Annotated in this window: 17 protein-coding genes; 1 reads left to right on the top strand and 16 read right to left on the bottom strand. The window is 72.8% G+C overall.

Going from position 1 to position 16,089, the window contains the following annotated elements; translation table 11 throughout:
• Position 1: 1 nt before the first annotated feature.
• The 14 genes from ACIPUC_RS12760 to ACIPUC_RS12695 form a co-directional block, all read right to left on the bottom strand.
• Positions 2 to 301, bottom strand: a complete 300-nt coding sequence (locus tag ACIPUC_RS12760; RefSeq protein WP_446589156.1) for a DUF1490 family protein — start codon at positions 299 to 301, stop codon at positions 2 to 4.
• A 47-nt stretch (positions 302 to 348) separates the two neighbouring features.
• Positions 349 to 1,275 carry a metal ABC transporter permease gene (locus ACIPUC_RS12755; RefSeq protein WP_446589155.1) on the bottom strand — a complete coding sequence of 309 codons (927 nt, stop codon included), beginning with the start codon at positions 1,273 to 1,275 and terminating at the stop codon, positions 349 to 351.
• Entirely contained in the window at positions 1,272 to 2,156 is an 885-nt protein-coding gene (locus ACIPUC_RS12750) for a metal ABC transporter ATP-binding protein (protein WP_446589154.1), read from the bottom strand. Before ACIPUC_RS12750 ends, ACIPUC_RS12755 begins: the two co-directional genes overlap by 4 nt.
• A 6-nt stretch (positions 2,157 to 2,162) precedes the next feature.
• Positions 2,163 to 3,104 carry a metal ABC transporter solute-binding protein, Zn/Mn family gene (locus ACIPUC_RS12745; RefSeq protein ID WP_446589153.1) on the bottom strand — a complete coding sequence of 314 codons (942 nt, stop codon included), beginning with the start codon at positions 3,102 to 3,104 and terminating at the stop codon, positions 2,163 to 2,165.
• An 83-nt stretch (positions 3,105 to 3,187) separates the two neighbouring features.
• Entirely contained in the window at positions 3,188 to 4,669 is a 1,482-nt protein-coding gene (locus ACIPUC_RS12740; RefSeq protein WP_446589152.1) for an ABC transporter ATP-binding protein, read from the bottom strand.
• A complete protein-coding gene (locus ACIPUC_RS12735) occupies positions 4,666 to 5,475 on the bottom strand; it encodes an ABC transporter permease (RefSeq protein WP_446589151.1) in 810 nt (269 codons plus the stop codon). Before ACIPUC_RS12735 ends, ACIPUC_RS12740 begins: the two co-directional genes overlap by 4 nt.
• The gene (locus tag ACIPUC_RS12730) at positions 5,472 to 6,428 is read right to left on the bottom strand and encodes an ABC transporter permease (protein WP_446589709.1); all 957 of its coding nucleotides are present in this window, start codon (positions 6,426 to 6,428) and stop codon (positions 5,472 to 5,474) included. Before ACIPUC_RS12730 ends, ACIPUC_RS12735 begins: the two co-directional genes overlap by 4 nt.
• Positions 6,416 to 7,978 (bottom strand): ABC transporter substrate-binding protein, encoded by a 1,563-nt coding sequence (locus ACIPUC_RS12725; protein WP_446589149.1) that lies wholly within the window; start codon positions 7,976 to 7,978, stop codon positions 6,416 to 6,418. Before ACIPUC_RS12725 ends, ACIPUC_RS12730 begins: the two co-directional genes overlap by 13 nt.
• Entirely contained in the window at positions 7,975 to 8,796 is an 822-nt protein-coding gene (locus ACIPUC_RS12720; RefSeq protein ID WP_446589147.1) for a class I SAM-dependent methyltransferase, read from the bottom strand. Before ACIPUC_RS12720 ends, ACIPUC_RS12725 begins: the two co-directional genes overlap by 4 nt.
• Positions 8,793 to 10,067, bottom strand: a complete 1,275-nt coding sequence (locus ACIPUC_RS12715) for an MFS transporter (protein WP_446589145.1) — start codon at positions 10,065 to 10,067, stop codon at positions 8,793 to 8,795. The genes ACIPUC_RS12720 and ACIPUC_RS12715 overlap by 4 nt, the downstream gene beginning before the upstream one ends.
• Complete coding sequence (locus ACIPUC_RS12710) at positions 10,064 to 11,122, bottom strand: dipeptide epimerase (protein WP_446589144.1); 1,059 nt, start codon at positions 11,120 to 11,122, stop codon at positions 10,064 to 10,066. Before ACIPUC_RS12710 ends, ACIPUC_RS12715 begins: the two co-directional genes overlap by 4 nt.
• Positions 11,119 to 12,240: a PLP-dependent cysteine synthase family protein gene (locus ACIPUC_RS12705; RefSeq protein WP_446589143.1), complete on the bottom strand. Its 1,122-nt coding sequence runs from the start codon at positions 12,238 to 12,240 to the stop codon at positions 11,119 to 11,121. The genes ACIPUC_RS12710 and ACIPUC_RS12705 overlap by 4 nt, the downstream gene beginning before the upstream one ends.
• On the bottom strand, positions 12,237 to 13,070 hold the full coding sequence (locus ACIPUC_RS12700; RefSeq protein WP_446589141.1) for a Rossmann-like domain-containing protein: 834 nt from the start codon (positions 13,068 to 13,070) through the stop codon (positions 12,237 to 12,239). Before ACIPUC_RS12700 ends, ACIPUC_RS12705 begins: the two co-directional genes overlap by 4 nt.
• Positions 13,067 to 14,353 (bottom strand): ATP-grasp domain-containing protein, encoded by a 1,287-nt coding sequence (locus ACIPUC_RS12695; RefSeq protein WP_446589140.1) that lies wholly within the window; start codon positions 14,351 to 14,353, stop codon positions 13,067 to 13,069. Before ACIPUC_RS12695 ends, ACIPUC_RS12700 begins: the two co-directional genes overlap by 4 nt.
• A gap of 185 nt (positions 14,354 to 14,538) precedes the next feature.
• Here ACIPUC_RS12695 and ACIPUC_RS12690 point away from each other — a divergent pair, with 185 nt between their 5' ends.
• Positions 14,539 to 15,126, top strand: coding sequence for a GNAT family N-acetyltransferase (locus tag ACIPUC_RS12690; RefSeq protein WP_446589138.1), 588 nt, complete (start codon positions 14,539 to 14,541; stop codon positions 15,124 to 15,126).
• Between the two features lie 101 nt (positions 15,127 to 15,227).
• On the opposite strand, the gene ACIPUC_RS12685 is transcribed toward ACIPUC_RS12690, so the two are convergent.
• On the bottom strand, positions 15,228 to 15,449 hold the full coding sequence (locus ACIPUC_RS12685) for a hypothetical protein (RefSeq protein ID WP_446589136.1): 222 nt from the start codon (positions 15,447 to 15,449) through the stop codon (positions 15,228 to 15,230).
• Positions 15,446 to 15,871 carry a hypothetical protein gene (locus ACIPUC_RS12680; RefSeq protein WP_446589134.1) on the bottom strand — a complete coding sequence of 142 codons (426 nt, stop codon included), beginning with the start codon at positions 15,869 to 15,871 and terminating at the stop codon, positions 15,446 to 15,448. The genes ACIPUC_RS12685 and ACIPUC_RS12680 overlap by 4 nt, the downstream gene beginning before the upstream one ends.
• Between the last annotated feature and the right edge of the window lie 218 nt (positions 15,872 to 16,089).

The following is a 16,089-nucleotide window of genomic DNA, read 5'->3' as shown; positions in this document are numbered from 1 at the left end:
ATCAGTGCTCGTGTCCGTGATCGTCGTGATTGACGGTGACCGCGGACGGCGGCGGCACCTCTTCGCCGAGCGACGTACGGGCCTCGGCCAGCACGTCACCGGCCTTCAGCCGGGCTTCCTCGGCGGCCGAGGCCAGCCATCTGCTCGCCACGATCCCGCCCGCGAGACCGCTGACCAGCGCCTTGCGGGCGGCCGGCACTGCGGCGGGTGCGTTCTTGATGATCAGGCCGCCCACCACGCCGGACAGCGCGTAATGGGCCAGTTTTCCGGCGGTCGCACCGGCGATCGCGAGGGGGTGCATGCGCAACTCCTTCCGTACACGCCGAACGGCGCGACGGGGCCTCCTTCTCAGTGTGGACCCGCCGCGCCCACCGGGTCGAGCCGGGCCCGGGCCACAGTCCCCCGGGCGGCACGGCGGCCGCCGGCCAGTCGGCACCCGAGGTAGATGGAGAACGAGACGGTCGTGACGTACGGGCTGATCGGGATGCTGCTGCCGAGGGCGAGCAGGATGCCCCCTTCCATCGCCACGAGCGCGAACGCGACGCTCAGCACGGGCAGCAGCACCGGGGAGGCCGTGACCCGTGCAGCGGCGGCCGCGGGCGTGACGAGCAGCGCGAGGACGAGAAGGGCTCCGACGATCTGGACGCACAGCGCCACCGCGAGCCCGAGAACCAGCATGAAGAGCAGCGACAGGACACGGACGGGCAGGCCCCTGGCCTCGGCGACCTCCGGGTCCGCACTGGCGAAGGTCAGCGGCCGCCACAGGACCACGAGGGCGGCCAGCACCATGAGGGACGTGCCGAGGAGCCATGCCATCTGCGGGGTGTCGACCGCGATGATCTGGCCGGTCAGGATCCCGAACTTGTTGGCCGCCCGGCCCTTGTAGAGGGACAGGAAGAGCACGCCCAGGCCCAGGCCGAACGGCATGAGGATGCCGATGATCGAGTTCCGGTCGCGGGCGCGCACCCCCAGCACGCCGATGGCGGCCGCGGCCAGCAGGGAGCCCACGATGGATCCGGCGACGATGTTCACCCCGAGCAGCAGCGCCGCCGACGCGCCGGCGAACGAGAGCTCGCTGATGCCGTGCACCGCGAACGGCAGGTCACGCATGATCACGAATACCCCGACCAGCCCGCCGACCAGCCCGAGCAGGACCCCGGCCAGCAGCGAGTGGTGGACCAGCGCCAACAGGTCGCCGTAGTTCTCGAAGTTGAAGATCTGCCGCCAGACGCCGCCGTCCTCGCCGCCGTCGGCCCACGGCCGGGTTCCGGTCATGACCGTTCACCGCCGTCGGTGGTCGGCGAGGGATGGTGCGTGGCGGCCGTATCGGGTGCCCCCACCACGACGACGCGGCCCCGTACGCGCAGGACGTCGACCTGCGTCCCGTACAGCTCGGACAGGGCGGCCGTGGTCATCACCTCGTCCGGCGGGCCGATCCGGAATCCGCGCGGGGCCAGGTACAGGACACGGTCGACGAGACCGAGCACCGGGTTGATCTCGTGCGTCACGAAGACGACCGCGGTGCCGGCCGAGCGCCGCCGCCTGTCCACCAGCGCGGTGACGGCACGCTGGTGCTGGAGGTCGAGGGAGAGCAGGGGTTCGTCGCACAGCAGGATCCGCGGGTCGGTGGCCAGCGCCTGCGCGATGCGGACGCGCTGCTGTTCGCCGCCCGACAGCATGCCCACGGGCGCGTCCGCGTAGGGCAGGGCCCCTACGGAGTCCAGGATCTCCTCCACGCGTCGGCGGACCGCGCCGGGGGCGAGCGACATCCCCCAGCGATGCCCTTCCATGCCGAGCCGCACCAGGTCCCGGGCCCGCAGCATCGTGTGGGCCGGGAGGTCCTTGTGCTGCGGCACGTAACCGACGTACCGGCTGCCGTTGCCGGGCGGCATGCCCAGGACCTCCAGCGAGCCCTGCGTCAGCGGCAGACGGCCGAGGAGCACGCGCAGCAGGCTCGTCTTGCCCGATCCGTTCGGGCCGAGCACCGCGAGGAACTCGCCGGGGCGCACGTCGAGGTCCAGATCGCGCCACATCACCCGGTCGCCGTAGGCGAGGCCGGCACCGCGCAGGCTGATGACGGGTGGGGCGGACGCGGTGTCCGTCCGGAGGGCGGGCCCGGGGCGGGTGAGCGGTGTGAACGCTTCCGTACGGTCCACGGCGCCTCACCGGCTCAGGGCGCTCTGGAGCGCGTCGAGGTGGGAGGTCATCCAGCCGACGTAGTCCTGGCCCGCGGGGAGCGTCTCCGTCACGGGGACGACGGGAACGCGGTGGTCCTCGGCGGCCTGCCTGACCTTCTCGGTCTGGGGCCCCGCGGTCTGCTCGTTGTAGACGAGCGCCTCGACCTTCCCGCCGGTGAACAGCGCGAGGGTCTCGCGCAGGGTCCGGGGCGGGACCTCCTCGCCTTCTTCGATGGCCTCGCTGAAGGCGGCGGGAGTCCGGTTCACCAGGCCGCAGGCCTCGGTCAGGTACAGCGGCACCGGCTCGGTGACCGCCACCGGCGTGCCCCCGTGCTCCGCCCTGATCCGGTCCGTCCGGGCGCGGAGGGATGCCAGCTCGTCCTTGAATTCCTTGGCGTGCTCGCGGAACGCGGCCGTGCCGGAGGGTTCGGCCCGGGCCAGTGCGGCCGCGATCCGGTCCGCGAGCCGGCCCATCGTGGGGACGTCGTACCAGACGTGCTCGTTCAGTTCTCCCCCTGCGGGGGCCGCCTTGCCCGAGACGTCCACGACGTTGACCACGTCAGCGGAGGTGTTGCCCGAACCGCGGAGCATCCTGCCGACGAAATCGTCGTAGCCGCCGCCGTTCTCGACGACGACCTTCGCCTTGGACAGCTCCAGCTGGGTCCGTGTACTGGCCTCGTACGAGTGGGGGTCCTGCGACGGGTCGCTGATGATCGATACGACGTCGACCCGCCCGGCACCGATCCGCTCGACGATGTCCCCGTAGACGTTGGTGGAGGCGACCACGGGGATGGCGACCGACGGGGCCGCTCGCTGCCCGTTGGCCGCGGGGTCGGCACTGGCACCGGCCGGGGTGTTCCAGGAGAGGGTCACCGCCATCGTGGCCCCGACGAGCACGCCCGCACCACGGGCTGAGGAGACGCGCATGGCGTCCTCCCTGCCGGAGGGAAACCGAAACGGTCATCACGTGCAGTATCTCCCCGGGTGGCCGCGTCCTCCACTCGATGCCCTCACGACAGCGCCTTCGCAGAGGCGGACAGCAGTTCCTTGGTGAGGGTGTGCTGCGGCGTCTCCAGCAGGTGGCGGGCGGGGCCGGCCTCGACGATGCGGCCGGAGTCGAGGACTGCGATCCGGTCCGCGAGGGCTGCGGCGGCGGCGAGGTCGTGGGTGATGAACACCAGGCCGAGTCCGACGCGTTCGCCGAGCCGGGCGAGGGCGTCGAGGATGGTGGTCCGGGTGTCCGCGTCGAGGCCCGAGGTGATCTCGTCGCAGATGAGGACCTGCGGCCCGGCCAGCAGAGCCCGGGCCAGTGCCGCGCGCTGGAGTTCGCCGCCGGAGAGCTCTCCGGGGCGGCGCCCGGCAAGGCTCTCGCCGAGGCCGAACTCGCCGAGGGTGCTCAGGGCCGTGCGCCGCGCGTCTCCGGGGGTGGCGCCCCGCAGCCGTACGGCGCTGCGGGCGACCTGGTCGAGGACCGGCCGGTGTTCGTCGAAGGCGGCCTTCGCGTCCTGGAACACGTACTGCACGGAGGCCAGTTCCGCTCGGCGGCGGGAGCGCAGGCTCCGCGGCAGCGGCGTCCCCTCGAACAGGACCGTGCCCTCGTACGCGCGGTGCAGCCCGGCCAGGCAGCGGCCGAGGGTGGTCTTGCCGCTGCCGGACCGGCCGACGACCGCCAGGCACTCCCCCGCCGCGAGCGAGAGTCCGATGCCGCTCAGCACCTCGGCGGTCCCTCGTGCGGTGCGGTGCCGTGCGGTCAGGTTCCGCGTTTCCAGACGCACGGGTCCGCGGGGGCGCGGCGTTCGCGCGGCGCGCAGCTCCGCCGGTTCGAGGCCCTCCAGGACCGACGACGCGGGTCCGCGGTCCACGACGCGCCCGGCCCGCATCACCACGACCTCGTCGGCCAGCTCCCGTACGACGTCCAGGTCGTGGCTGAGCAGGATGACGGCGATGCCCCGTGCGGCCACGGCCGCCAGCTGCGCGACGACACCCTGTTTGGTGAGGGCGTCCTGCCCGGTGGTGGGTTCGTCGGCGACGATGACCCGGGCGCCCAGCAGCAAGGCCTGGGCGAGCACGACCCGCTGCTGCTGGCCGCCGGAGAGCTGGTGGGGAAAGCGGCGCAGCACGGCTTGCGGGTCCGGGAGTTGGGCGAGCCGCAGGGCCTCTTCTGCACGGGGCCCGCGTGCGGGCCGGCCTCCGCCCTGGCGGGCGGCGATGTCGGCGAGGAGCGCGCCCACCCGGCGGGCGGGGTTGAGGACCGAGGCCGGGTGCTGGGGGATGTACCCGACCGGGCCCGCGGGGGTGCGGACCTCGCCGTCGACGACGGCGCCGGCCGGGTACTCGCCGAGGAGGGCGAGCCCCGTGGTGGTCTTGCCGCTGCCGGACGGGCCGATGACGGCGGTGATCCTGCCGGCGTGCGCGGCGAGGCTCACGCCGTCCACGATCGCCCGTCCGCCGATGTCGACGCGCAGGTCCCGTACTTCAGCGACGAGGGTCATCGCCGTGCTCCCTTCCGGGGGGTGGGCCGTTGGAGGGCGGCGTCGAACAGGAGGTTGGTGCCCATCGACAGGGCCGCGATGAGCAGGGCGGGCACGACCACGGCCCACGGCTGGAGGAACAGCCCGGGGCGGTTGCGGTCGACCATCACCGCCCAGTCGGCCGCGTCCGGCTGCACGCCCACGCCGAGGAAGGCGGCGGTCGCGACCAGGTAGAGGGCTCCGGTGAGCCGGATCCCGGCGTCGGCCGCGAGGGTGCGGCGCATGGAGCGGGCCACGTACCCGATGGCCGTGCGCCACCAGGATTCGCCCTGCATGCGCAGCGCTTCCACGGCCGGGCGGGAGGAGATCTCGACGGCCGCCGCGTGGACGACGCGGGCTGCGTCGGGTACGGCGGCCAGCCCGACCAGGACGGTCAGTCCGGCGGGTCCCGGCGTGAGGGTGGCCGCGACGAGCAGCACCAGCAGGAGGGAGGGGACCGCGATGACCACGTCAAGGGGCCGCATCAGCGCCTCCTCCAGCCAGGTACGGCGGGTGAGGGCCGCGGTGAGGCCCAGGGGGACGGCGACGAGGTAGGCGAGGACGGTGGCCGCGATCGCCACGAGCACGACGGAGCGGCCGCCGAGGAGCACCTGCTGCCAGACGTCCCGCCCGCTGAAGTCGGTGCCGAGCCAGTGCCCGTCGCCGGAGGCGAAGGAGACCGATCGGGCGCCGGCCGGGCCCGCCGCGAAGGGTCCGGCCAGCGCCAGGAGGACGGGCAGGACGATCAGTCCGAGTGCGAGGAGGGACCTGGTCGGCTTCTGTTTCATGCCGCCACCTCGGACCGGGGTGCGAAGCGGCGGGCGGCCAGGTCGGCGGCGAGGTTGACCGCGACGGTGACGACGCCGAAGACGACGGCCATGCCCTGGACGACGGGGAGGTCGCGGGCGGCTACCGCTTCGATGAGTACGGTGCCGAGGCCCGGGATCACGAAGAGCGCCTCCACGACGATCACTCCGCTCAGGAGCCAGTCGCAGGTGCGGGCCAGTTGCTGGGTGGCGGGGGCGAGTGCGTTGGGCAGGGCGTGGGTCCAGGTGATCCGGGCGCCGGAGACCCCGTAGCGGCGGGCCTGGGCGACGTACGGCGAGGCCATCGCGTCGATCATCCCGGCCCGTACCAGGCGGCTGATGGTGCACACCGGCCGCGACAGCAGGACGACGACGGGCAGGATCAGTACGGCGGGCTCGGTGAACGGGTCGGCGCCGACGGCGGTGGGCGGCAGCCAGGCCAGCCACAGTCCGAAGAGCGTGGCGAGCAGGACTCCGACGGCGAATTCGGGCACGGCGTGCACGGCGAGGGTCAGGGCGCTGACGGTGCGGTCGAGCGGGCCGCCCTCGCGGCGGGCGGCCAGGACCCCGAGCCCGACGGAGAGCGGAACGAGCAGGGCGAGGGTCGTCGCGGCGAGGAGGAGGGTGGGGCCGAGTCCCGCCGTCAGGTAGCCGGTGACGGGCCGTCCGCTGACCAGGGAGGTGCCGAGGTCGCCGTGCAGGAGGCCGGCGACCCAGTCGGCGAGGCGTTCGGCGGGCGGCCGGTCCAGGCCCATCGTCTCGCGGATGCGGGCGATGCGGGCCGGGTCGGGCTGGTCTCCGGCGAGGGCGACCGCGGCGTCGCCGGGCAGTGCCTCCGTGAGCGCGAAGATGAACAGGACGACGGCCGCCGTCTGCCCCAGGCCGAGGAGCAGGCGGCGGCCGATCCATGGAAGGTGCGGTGTCACGCGAGCCAGATCTTGTCGAAACGGGCCCAGTCGAGGGTGTTGGCGGGGGCTTGCTTCGACACCCCGCGCACCGTGGGTGCGGTGGCGATGATCCAGTCGGCGAAGCCCCAGATCAGGAAGCCGCCCTCCTCGTACAGCCGGCGCTGCATCCGCTCGTAGAGCGCGCCGCGCTGGGTGACGTCGCGGGTGGACTGCGCCTGCTGGTAGAGGTCGTCGAAGTCCTTCTGCTGCCACTTGGTGGCATTGGTGGTGGAGCCGGTCAGCAGCCGCTGCGAGATGTGGGACTCGATCGGCATGGCGCCCGAGCGGTAGGAGGCGAAGGTGCCGGCGTTGAGGATGTCCTTCCAGTAGGTGTCCTTGTTGCCGACCTTGATCTCGACGGTCACGCCGGCCTTGGCCGCCTGCTCCTTGAAGATGCCGGCGGCCTCGACGAAGCCGGTGGCGGCGGGGGCGGTGTCGAGGGTGACCTTGAGGCCCTCGGCGCCGGCCTCCTTGAGCAGGGCGCGGGCCTTGTCGAGGTCCTGGGTTCGCTGCGGGAGGCCGGCGGGGTAGTACTGGTAGCCCTTGCCGAAGAGGTCGTTGCCGATCTCGCCGGCGCCGGAGAGAGCGCCGTCGACGAGTTCCTTGCGGTCGGCGATGAGGAAGAACGCCTGGCGGACGCGGGGATCGTTGAAGGGCGGGCGGTCGGTCTTCATGACGAAGCCCTGCATCGCGCTGCCCGGGAGGCGGACGATGTCGATCTTGCCTTTGCCCTCGTGGGTGCGGGCGGTGGCCGGGTTCAGCTCGTGGGCGTACTCGACTTGACCGCCGAGCAGGGCGCTGACGCGCGCCGACTCCTCGCCGGCGACGACGAATTCGAGCTCGTCCAGGTGCGGGGCGCCTTCCCAGTAGGCGTCGTTGCGCTTGACGATGAGGGAGCTGCCCGGCTTGAAGGAGACGAAGGTGAACGGCCCCGACCCGATGGGCTTGTCGAAGGCGGTGGCGTCCTTGGGCACGATGTACGCGCCGAACGCGGCGAGGACGTTGGGGAATTCGGCGTACGGGCGCTTCAGCTTGAACTCGACGGTGGAGGCGTCCACCGCCCGGCTCGCGTCGAGGTCGATGGGCTCCAGGGAGGCCTTGGCGCGGAAGGCGCCCTTGGGGTCGGCGATCCGGCGGTAGCTGTAGAGGACGTCCTCGGCGGTGACGGGCTTGCCGTCGTGGAAGGCGGCCTTGCGCAGGGTGACGCGCCAGGTGTCGAGGGCGTCGTTGGGCTCCCAGCGCTCGGCGAGCCTGGGGACGGCGGCGAGGTCGGCGCCGAAGTCGGCGAGCTTGTCGAACAGGGCCTTGGCTCGGGCGGCGTCGACGAACAGGTTGGCGGCGTGCGGGTCGAGGGTCTCGTTGGCGCCGCCGCCGGCGAAGGCGGCGCGCAGTCGGCCGCCCTGCTGGGGGGTTCCCTGGGCGGCGTGCTTGGCGTCCGGGGTGGTGGCGGTGCCGCAGCCGGCGGTGAAGGCGAGGGCGCCGGCACCCGTGGCGATGAGGAAGCCTCTGCGGGCGAGGCTGGAGCGGGCGTCGTTCATGCGGGGGTGTCTCCGTTGCTGGGGTGGGGCTTGAGCCGGGCGATGAGGTGGAGGCGGTCGGAACTCGTGGTCCCGTGCGGGGCCTCGCCTTCGCTCCACGGCGGTTCGGTGCGGGGGCCGGGGCCGTCGTACAGCGCGAGGACCTCGAACCCGGCGGTGGTGAGGAAGTACCGGAGTTCCTGCGGGAAGAGGAGCCTCCAGGCGGAGTGCTGCTCGTCCGGAAGCGAGCCGTCGTCGGCGGTCCAGGTCCTTCGGCGGCGCAGGAGTTGCGCGCCGTGATCGATCCACAGGGTGGTGTGGGAGGTGTACGTGGTGCCGCGCCACGCGAAGGAGGCGGTGCGCGGGCCGTCGAGGAGTTCGGTGTTGCCGAGGAAGAAGGCCCCGTTGCGCATTTCGGCGACGAGCAGCCCGCCGGGTGTCAGGTGGGCGCGGCAGCGGGCGAGGAAGGCGGTGAGGTCCTGGTTGGTGTGGCAGTAGAGCAGGGCGCTGTCCAGGCAGACGATCGCGTCGAAGGCGGCTCGGAGGTCGAAGTCGCGCATGTCGGCCAAGTGGTAGCCGGGGCCCGGGTGGTGCGTGCCCGCGTGGGCCAGCATGGCCCGCGAGGTGTCGATGCCGGTGACCTCCCGGCCCGCCTGGTGGTGCAGCCAGGCGGCGTCCCGGCCGGTGCCGCATCCGACGTCGAGCACGCGGGGACCGGCATCGTGGCGGGCCAGTACGTCCTCGGCCCAGCGGGCGGCGAGCCGTTCGGGGTCGGGGAAGCGTTCCTCGTAAAGCTCGGGGTGGTCGGTGAGCAGGTTGCCGCCGGTGGTGGCTGTCATCGGGTCTCGCTTCGGGGCCGGTCGGGGAGGGCGGGGGCCGTCGGATCGGGTGCCTGGCCCACGGGCAGGAGGCGTCGTCGCTGGAGATGTGCGACGGCCGTGGCGGAAACCAGGCCGAGGGCGAGGCAGCAGCCGTAGGGCAGCCAGGTCAGGCCGGTGTGGCCGGCGGTGTCCATGGACCAGCCGATGGCCGCACTGCCGACCGCGGCCGCGACGCCGGACACCGCGTAGAAGAGGCCGTAGAACGTGCCGGTCAGGCTCGCGCGCCCGAAGGCCGGTATCAGCTCCATCACGAAGGGCTGGGCGACCATCACACCGAGGTGCAGCAGCAGGGCCCCGGCGAGCACCGGCAGGAGGCGCAGGGGGTGGGCGGTGGCGGGGCCCGCCACGAGCATCGGGGGCACGAATCCGAGGCCCATGAGCGCCAGCCCGGTGGCGATCCACCGCCCCCTGCTCCCCCGCGCCTTCAGGGCGCGGGTGACGCGCAGCTGGAACAGCAGGTTGGCGACGGTCCCGGCGAGGAACAGCAGGCCGACCGAGCCGCTCCACCCGGAGGCCTCAGCGGCCGCACGGGGCAGCAGCAGGTACAGCTGGTTCTCCAGGCCGTACATGCCGACCATGGCGAGGGCGAAGGCCAGGAACCTTCGGTTTCCCGCGACTTCACGCCAATCGCCGAGTACTCCGGTGTCGGGGGCCGGAACCTTCCGGGCGGGCAGCACGAGCAGCTGGGCGAGGGTGAGGGCGGCGAACACCCCGGCCGCGGTGACGGCTGCGGCCCGGAAGTCCACGAGCAGCAGCAGGGTACCGAGCAGCGGGCCGAGCAGCGCCCCGGTGGTGGCGAAGACGTTGAACAGCGCGAACGCCTCCGCCTTGCGGTCACCCGCCTCCTGGGCGACGTACGTCCGCACGGCGGGGTTGAACAGGGCCCCCGCCAGCCCGCTGAGTATGGAGGCGGCGAGCAGCAGGGGCAGGCTGTCGCCGAGGGCGAACAGGCCGAACCCCACCGTGCGCAGCCCGCAGCCCGCGATGATCACCCCGCGGGCGCCGAGCCGGTCCGCGGCCGAGCCGCCGATCAGGAAGAGACCCTGCTGGCTGAGGTTGCGCAGGCCGAGGACGACGCCGACGACGGCGGCCGAAAGCCCCAGGTCGTCGGTGAGGTGGGTGGCGAGGTACGGGATGAGCAGGTAGAAGCCGGTGTTGACGCCGAGCTGGTTGACCAGGAGGAGGCGTACGGCGAGCGGGAAGCCCCGCATCGAGCTGAGGATCCTCACCGGACGACCGCCATGTGGGTGCGCCGGACGCCGAGTCCGGCCCGGTCGGCGGCCCGTACGGTGCCGTCCGTGCCGCCGATGCCGGTCCAGGGGTCGTCGGCGAGCAGCAGGTGTCCGTCGAGGTCGACCCAGCGGGCCCGGTCGGCGAGGTGCACGGCCGGGGCGATGCCGAGCGAGCTGGCGGTGAGGCAGCCGAGCATGAGGTCGGTGCCGCTGCCGCGCAGCGCGTCGTGGATGCGCAGGGCGGCGCGTACTCCGCCGCACTTGGCGAGCTTGACGTTGACGCCCTGGACGAGTCCGGCGAGCGCGACGGCGTCCTCGTAGGAGACGGCGTCCTCGTCGGCGATGACGGGGACCGGGGATTCCTTGGCCACGCGGGCGAGCGCGTCGGGGCTGCCCGGTGCGACGGGCTGTTCCACCGCGGTGACGCCGAGGTCGGCGAAGCGCGGGAGCAGGTCGAGGGCCTGGCGTTCGGTCCACGCTCCGTTGGGGTCGAGCAGCAGGCTCGCCTCGGGGGCGCCGGTCCGTACGGCCTCCACGCGCGCGAGGTCCTCGGCCGGATCGGGGGATCCCGCTTTGACCTTGAGTGCGGTGAAGCCGCTCATGGCGAGCCGGGCCGCCTGGGCGGCGGCCGGTACGGGGGCGGTGATGCCGATCGTACGGGTGGTCTGCGCGGCCGGTGCGGTGTGCGTACCCAGGAGCTGGTGAGCGGGGCGGCCGGCCCGCTTGCCGACCAGGTCGAGCAGGGCCGCCTCCAACCCGGCGAGGACGCCGGCCGGCAGCTTCGACCAGGCGGGCAGCCCGTCGGCGAGGTGTTCGTCCCACACGGTCTCGGGGTCGGGGAGGCGTCCGACCGCGGGGGACGCAGTGGAGAGGTGCCGGAGGATGCGGGCGGTGGGCAGGCCGAGGTAGTCGCTGCTGACGACTTCGCCCCAGCCGGTCAGGCCGCCGTGCTCGATCGCGACCCAGACCGCGTCGCGGCGGGCCATCACCGAGCGGGAGATCCGCAGGGGTTCGGCCAGTTCCAGCTCTGTGGTGTGCCAGGTGAGTCTCATGCGGCGCCTCCCCGCGTCGGTGCGGGCAGGTACGGGCTGGTGGCCGCGAGCGGGTCGACGACGGTGCGGCACCGGGTCCAGCCGACGGCCTCGGTCGCGTGCGGGTGTGCGATCTCCAGGGGCCGGAGGGCGAGTTCGGCCCGGTCGAGGCCGTGCGCGTGGCAGAAGTCGTCGTCGTACACCGTGCCGAGGTAGCGGTGGGGACCATCGGGGAAGACCGTCGCGACGACGGCACCCGCTTCCACGCGGGCAGCCCATGCGGAGACGAGGGCGACGGCGCCGGTGCTCCAGCCGCCGCTGACGAAGCCGGTACGCGCGAGCTTGCGGCAGGCGTCGACGGCTTCGGCCGGGCCCACCCAGTGGACCTCGTCGAAGGCGTGGTGGACGACGTTGCGCGGGTGGATGCTGCTGCCGAGTCCGCGCATGAGGCGGGGGCGGGCCGGCTGGCCGAAGATGGCGGAGCCGATGGAGTCGACGCCGATCACCTTCAGGCGCGGCCAGCGGCGGCGCAGCGGGCCGATGAGCCCGGCGCTGTGGCCGCCGGTGCCGACGCTGCACACCAGGACGTCCAGGTGGTCCAGCTGCCCGCAGAGTTCGGCGGCCATGGAGAGGTAGCCGGCCGCGTTGTCGGGGTTGTTGTACTGGTCGGGCCAGTAGGCGTCCGGGATCCGGGCCAGGACCTCGCGCAGACGGGCGATCCGGGCCGCCTGCCAGCCGCCCTCGGGGGCGGGCCGGTCCACCAGCTCCAGGTGTGCGCCGTACGCGTGGAGCAACTGCCGCATGGACGGTTCGAGTTCGCGGTCGCCGACGAGGACGACCGGGTGGCCGAGGGCCTGTCCGGCGAAGGCGAGCCCGACGCCCAGGGTTCCGGAGGTGGACTCGACGACGGTGGCGCCCGGGCGGAGTTCGCCGCGCTGCCGGGCACCGCGCAGCATGGACACGGCGGACCGGGCCTTCATCCCGCCGGCGCCGAGGCTTTCGAGTTTGGCCCAGAAGCCGGGGTGTGCGTAGGGCAGTTCCGTGCGGATCCGGGCGAGCGGGGTACGGCCGACCAGGGTCAGCAGCTCCGGGTTCGCGCTGCGGGCCGGCGGACGGTGCAGGGGTGGCGCGACGGTCACCGGGCTCCTCCGTAATGGTGGATGACTCCGGGGCCGCCGTCGAGCCAGAAGAAGGGGTAGGGCTCGGCGGACACGGCGCTGACCCCGGTGCCGAGGAAGCGCGGCAGGACCGCACTGCCGGTCTGGGCGAACATGACGAGGGGTTTGCCGGTGGCCGCGGCATGGTCGAGCAGCGGCTGGAAGCTGCCGTTCCCCAGGGTCATGCCGGAAGCCAGTACGGCGTCGCAGTGCTCCAGCTCCGCGAGCGCATCGGTCCGTACGGGCTCGCCCCACTCGGTGGTGCCGCCCTTGAGGTCGCAGGGCACGTATTCCAGGCGGCGCGCACGCAGCTGTTCCAGCAGCGAGTTGACCACGCCGATGACGAGTACGCGGCGGATCCCGGTCGCGGGCAGCAGATCGGCCACGGCGCGAGCGCGGGCTCTGGACCGCTCCAGGGAGCTGCCGGCCGGCAGCACGTGGGGGCGGGCCCCGTTGCCGGGAGTGTGGGGGCGTACGCGGCCCAGGTACGCGTCGAGCGCGGCGACCCGAACGGGAAGCATCGGGTGGCCGAGGAGCTCGGACACCGCGGCGCCGACGCAGTCGTCCAGTGCCGCGGCGGGCAGGGCGCCGGGCTCCACGGCACAGGATCCGACGGCCGCGTCCAGACGCAGGCTGAGCACCTCGTTGCGGTAGCCGCTGCTGCGGCCGGCGTGGCGGACGGCCTGCGCGGTGGTGAAGGCGAGCGCGATGCGTTCCTGAGCGGGGTCGGGGCCGTAGCGCCCGGTGCGCACCGCTTCGATGAGCTGATCGACGGTGCGCACGGCGGGCTCGTGCAGGGTGGGTGTGGTCATGCGGGCACCGCCGAAGGCGGCTGGGCACCCTGCCGTTCAAAAGTGGGCTGCAGCTGCCCGATGAGCCGCTCGGCGGCCTCCCGCGCCCCACCGCCCCGGGTGTCAGCGGTCATGATGTGGCCGAGGTATTCGTTGTTGCTGGTCGCGGCCCGTACGGCACGGCCCGCCTCGGCAAGGGTGAGTTCCAGGACCCCGGGCTGCGCCCGCACCTCGTCGGCGCCCTCGATGCCGGTCAGCGTGCCGGTGGTGTCGGGAAGCAGGAAGGCGATCGCAGCGCTGTGTACGCCCGTCGCGCGCGGCGTGAGGTCGGGCGTACGGCCGAGGGCGACGTCCACGCAGGCGGCGGCCAGGTCGATGCCCGTCACGTGGCGGACGAGTTCGGTGATCCGGTTGCCGGCGGGCCGGGGGTTGACCTCGACCACCTTGGGGCCCTCTGGGGTCAGTTTGATCTCGGTGTGGCACACGACGTGGTCCAGACCGAGGGCCTTGATCGCGGCCACAGCCGTGTCGACCGCTTGCCTCTCCGGCTCCGGTGCGATGCCGGCCGGGAACATGTGACCGGTCTCGATGAAGGCGGGTGCCCCGCCGATGCTCTTGTCCGTGACCCCGACCACGGCCGTGACACCGCTGAAGGAGACGGTCTCGACACTGACCTCGGGGCCGGTGAGGAGCTCCTCGAGGAGGACCACGGGCATCCGGTCCTGCCCGCGTGCATTGACCGGGAACTCGGCCAGCGCCCGGCAGGCCGCGTCCAGTTCGCGCTCGTCACGGACCTCGCGGACCAGCATTCCGGCGCACAGGTCCACGGGCTTGGCCACCAGCGGATAGCCGATGTCCCGGGCGGCGGCCGCGGCCTGCGCCGGGTCGGCGCAGAGCGCGAAACGGGGGCCCGGCACGCCGGCCTCGGCCAGCACCCGGCGGGTCAGGTCCTTGCGGCAGGCTGCTTCGACGGCTTCGGCGGCCGGGCCGGGAAGGCCCAGCCGCTCGGCGATCCGGGCCACGGCCGGCAGGTAGTAGTCGCAGGAGGAGACGACCCCGTCAAAGGCCAGCACGTCGTGCAGGCGTTCCAGGCGGGGCAGCAGCTCCTCCATGTCGTTGGTGTCCGCGGTGATGATGTTGCGAGCCGCCAGCAGCGGGTGCGGGCCGTCGGAACCGGAGCCGCGCAGGTAGTGGTGCAGGTCCCGGGTGACGAAGGTGAACTGGTGCCCGCCCTCCCCGATCGCCCTGGGCAGCAGCCTGCTCATCGACCCCACCCAGCTCTCGACAACCAGCAGATGTGCCAAGGGACTTCCTCTCGAAATGCCGTCACGACCGTGGGGGCTTGCCTGCGACGCGGACGACCTGACGGGAGGCGTCCGCACCGGACCGAGCAGGAACGTACCGGAAATCGTTTTCATTTCCAATAGGACAGGTTTCCGGCTAGCCTGCCGCTCACGAGACCGGAGTGCGGGAAGGGAGCCACCGAGCCATGAGAGACCTGACGCAGGGGCAGGACATCGGGCCGTACGCGGTACGGCACGCCCGGCCGGGGGACGTGCCCGGCGCGCGGAGCGTCATGCTCGACACGTTCTACCGGGAATTCGACTACGGGTACGTACCCCAGTGGCACGACGACGTCGTCGACATCGACAGCACCTACCTCACGCACCCGCGGCACACCCTCGTCGTGGCGGTCCTGGGCGACGAGGTGGTCGGCACCACCGCGCTGAACTCCCGGGGCCCCGCGCACCCCCCGCACCCCCGCTGGCTCACCGAGCGCTATCCCTCAGGGCGCACGGCGCAACTCCTGCGCGTGTACGTGCGCCCGGACCACCGCAGGCACGGACTGGCCCGGGCCATGGTCGGGACCGCCTGCGCGTTCGCGGCGGGCGTCCCCGGCTACGACGCCGTCTACCTGCACACGAACGTCGACATCCCCGGCGCGGAAGCCTTCTGGCGCAGCATGGCCGACGAGGTCTGCGACGCCCGCACCACGGGCGAACACGGCGGCTACGGGACGGTCCACTTCGAAATCCCCCTCCCCGTCCCAGCCGCCGCCGGCCGATTCAGCAGCTAGGACTGCCGTCGGTACGGTGACCGACGTTCCGTCCCCGATCCGGCTGCGCATCGCAAGGGCGCGGAGCGCACCGCTGCAGGTGGGCTCCGCACCGCCTCACGTCATCGGTCCTGCGAGGGTTCGTACAGCTCGCGGAACCGGCCCCCGTTCAGGGTGACGAGTTGTTCGAAGGGGCCGTGCTCCACGATTTTGCCGCTGTCCAGGACGATGATGCGGTCGGCGAGGCGGCAGTTCTCCGCGTACCAGTGGTGGGCGTAGGGCCGCATGCTGTTGCCGCGCAGCTCGTCCGCAAGCTTCGGGGTCGTCAGGTGCCAGCGCATCATGTGCTTGATGTTGCGGGAGGCGATCGTCTGGTTGTGATCATGTCGATCATTCCGCCGGCGAAGCCCAGGGCGTCCTGCAGGAGCATGGCGGAGCGGGCGGAGCCGGTCTCGGCGGCCTCCGAGCGCTCGGTGAAGTCGGGGGCGTCGTAGGCGGCGAGTTCCACGTCCATGTGGGCGTCGACCATCGCGACGTCGGCGAGGGTGGCCATGCCGGGATTGAGGCGGCGGGCCGCACTGCCGGAGGCGATCGAGGCGAGCGCACCGAGGGCGGTCATCGCCGCCGCGATGACCAGCGGCCAGGCGGCGGCCGAAATGCGTTCCTGGACGCCGTCGCCGGCCAGCAGCGGAACCATCGCCTGGGGGATCGCCGCGAGGGCGGCCGCGGCGCAGATCCCGCCGAGGATCGGGGCGGCGACCAGCACGTGGACTGCCGTGTCCCCTTCAACCGAGTTGTCTTGGAGGCCGGTTCGCACGCTTCCGCGCATGACGAAGGAGCCCGGGTCCGCGGTGGGCGGGGGGGCGGTTGCGGGTTCGCTGGAACTGGGGGGAGTGAGTAGAGCGCAGGGAGGGAGCCGGAGTAGCGGGATCTGGCCGACCCCACGGCGACGGCCCCCTTGCCGTGGCCGCTGATCGTGTCCGA

Source organism: Streptomyces sp. LARHCF249, assembly GCF_052871255.1.
Note: the sequence above shows the minus strand (reverse complement) of the source record. Positions and strands in the feature narration are given on the sequence as shown.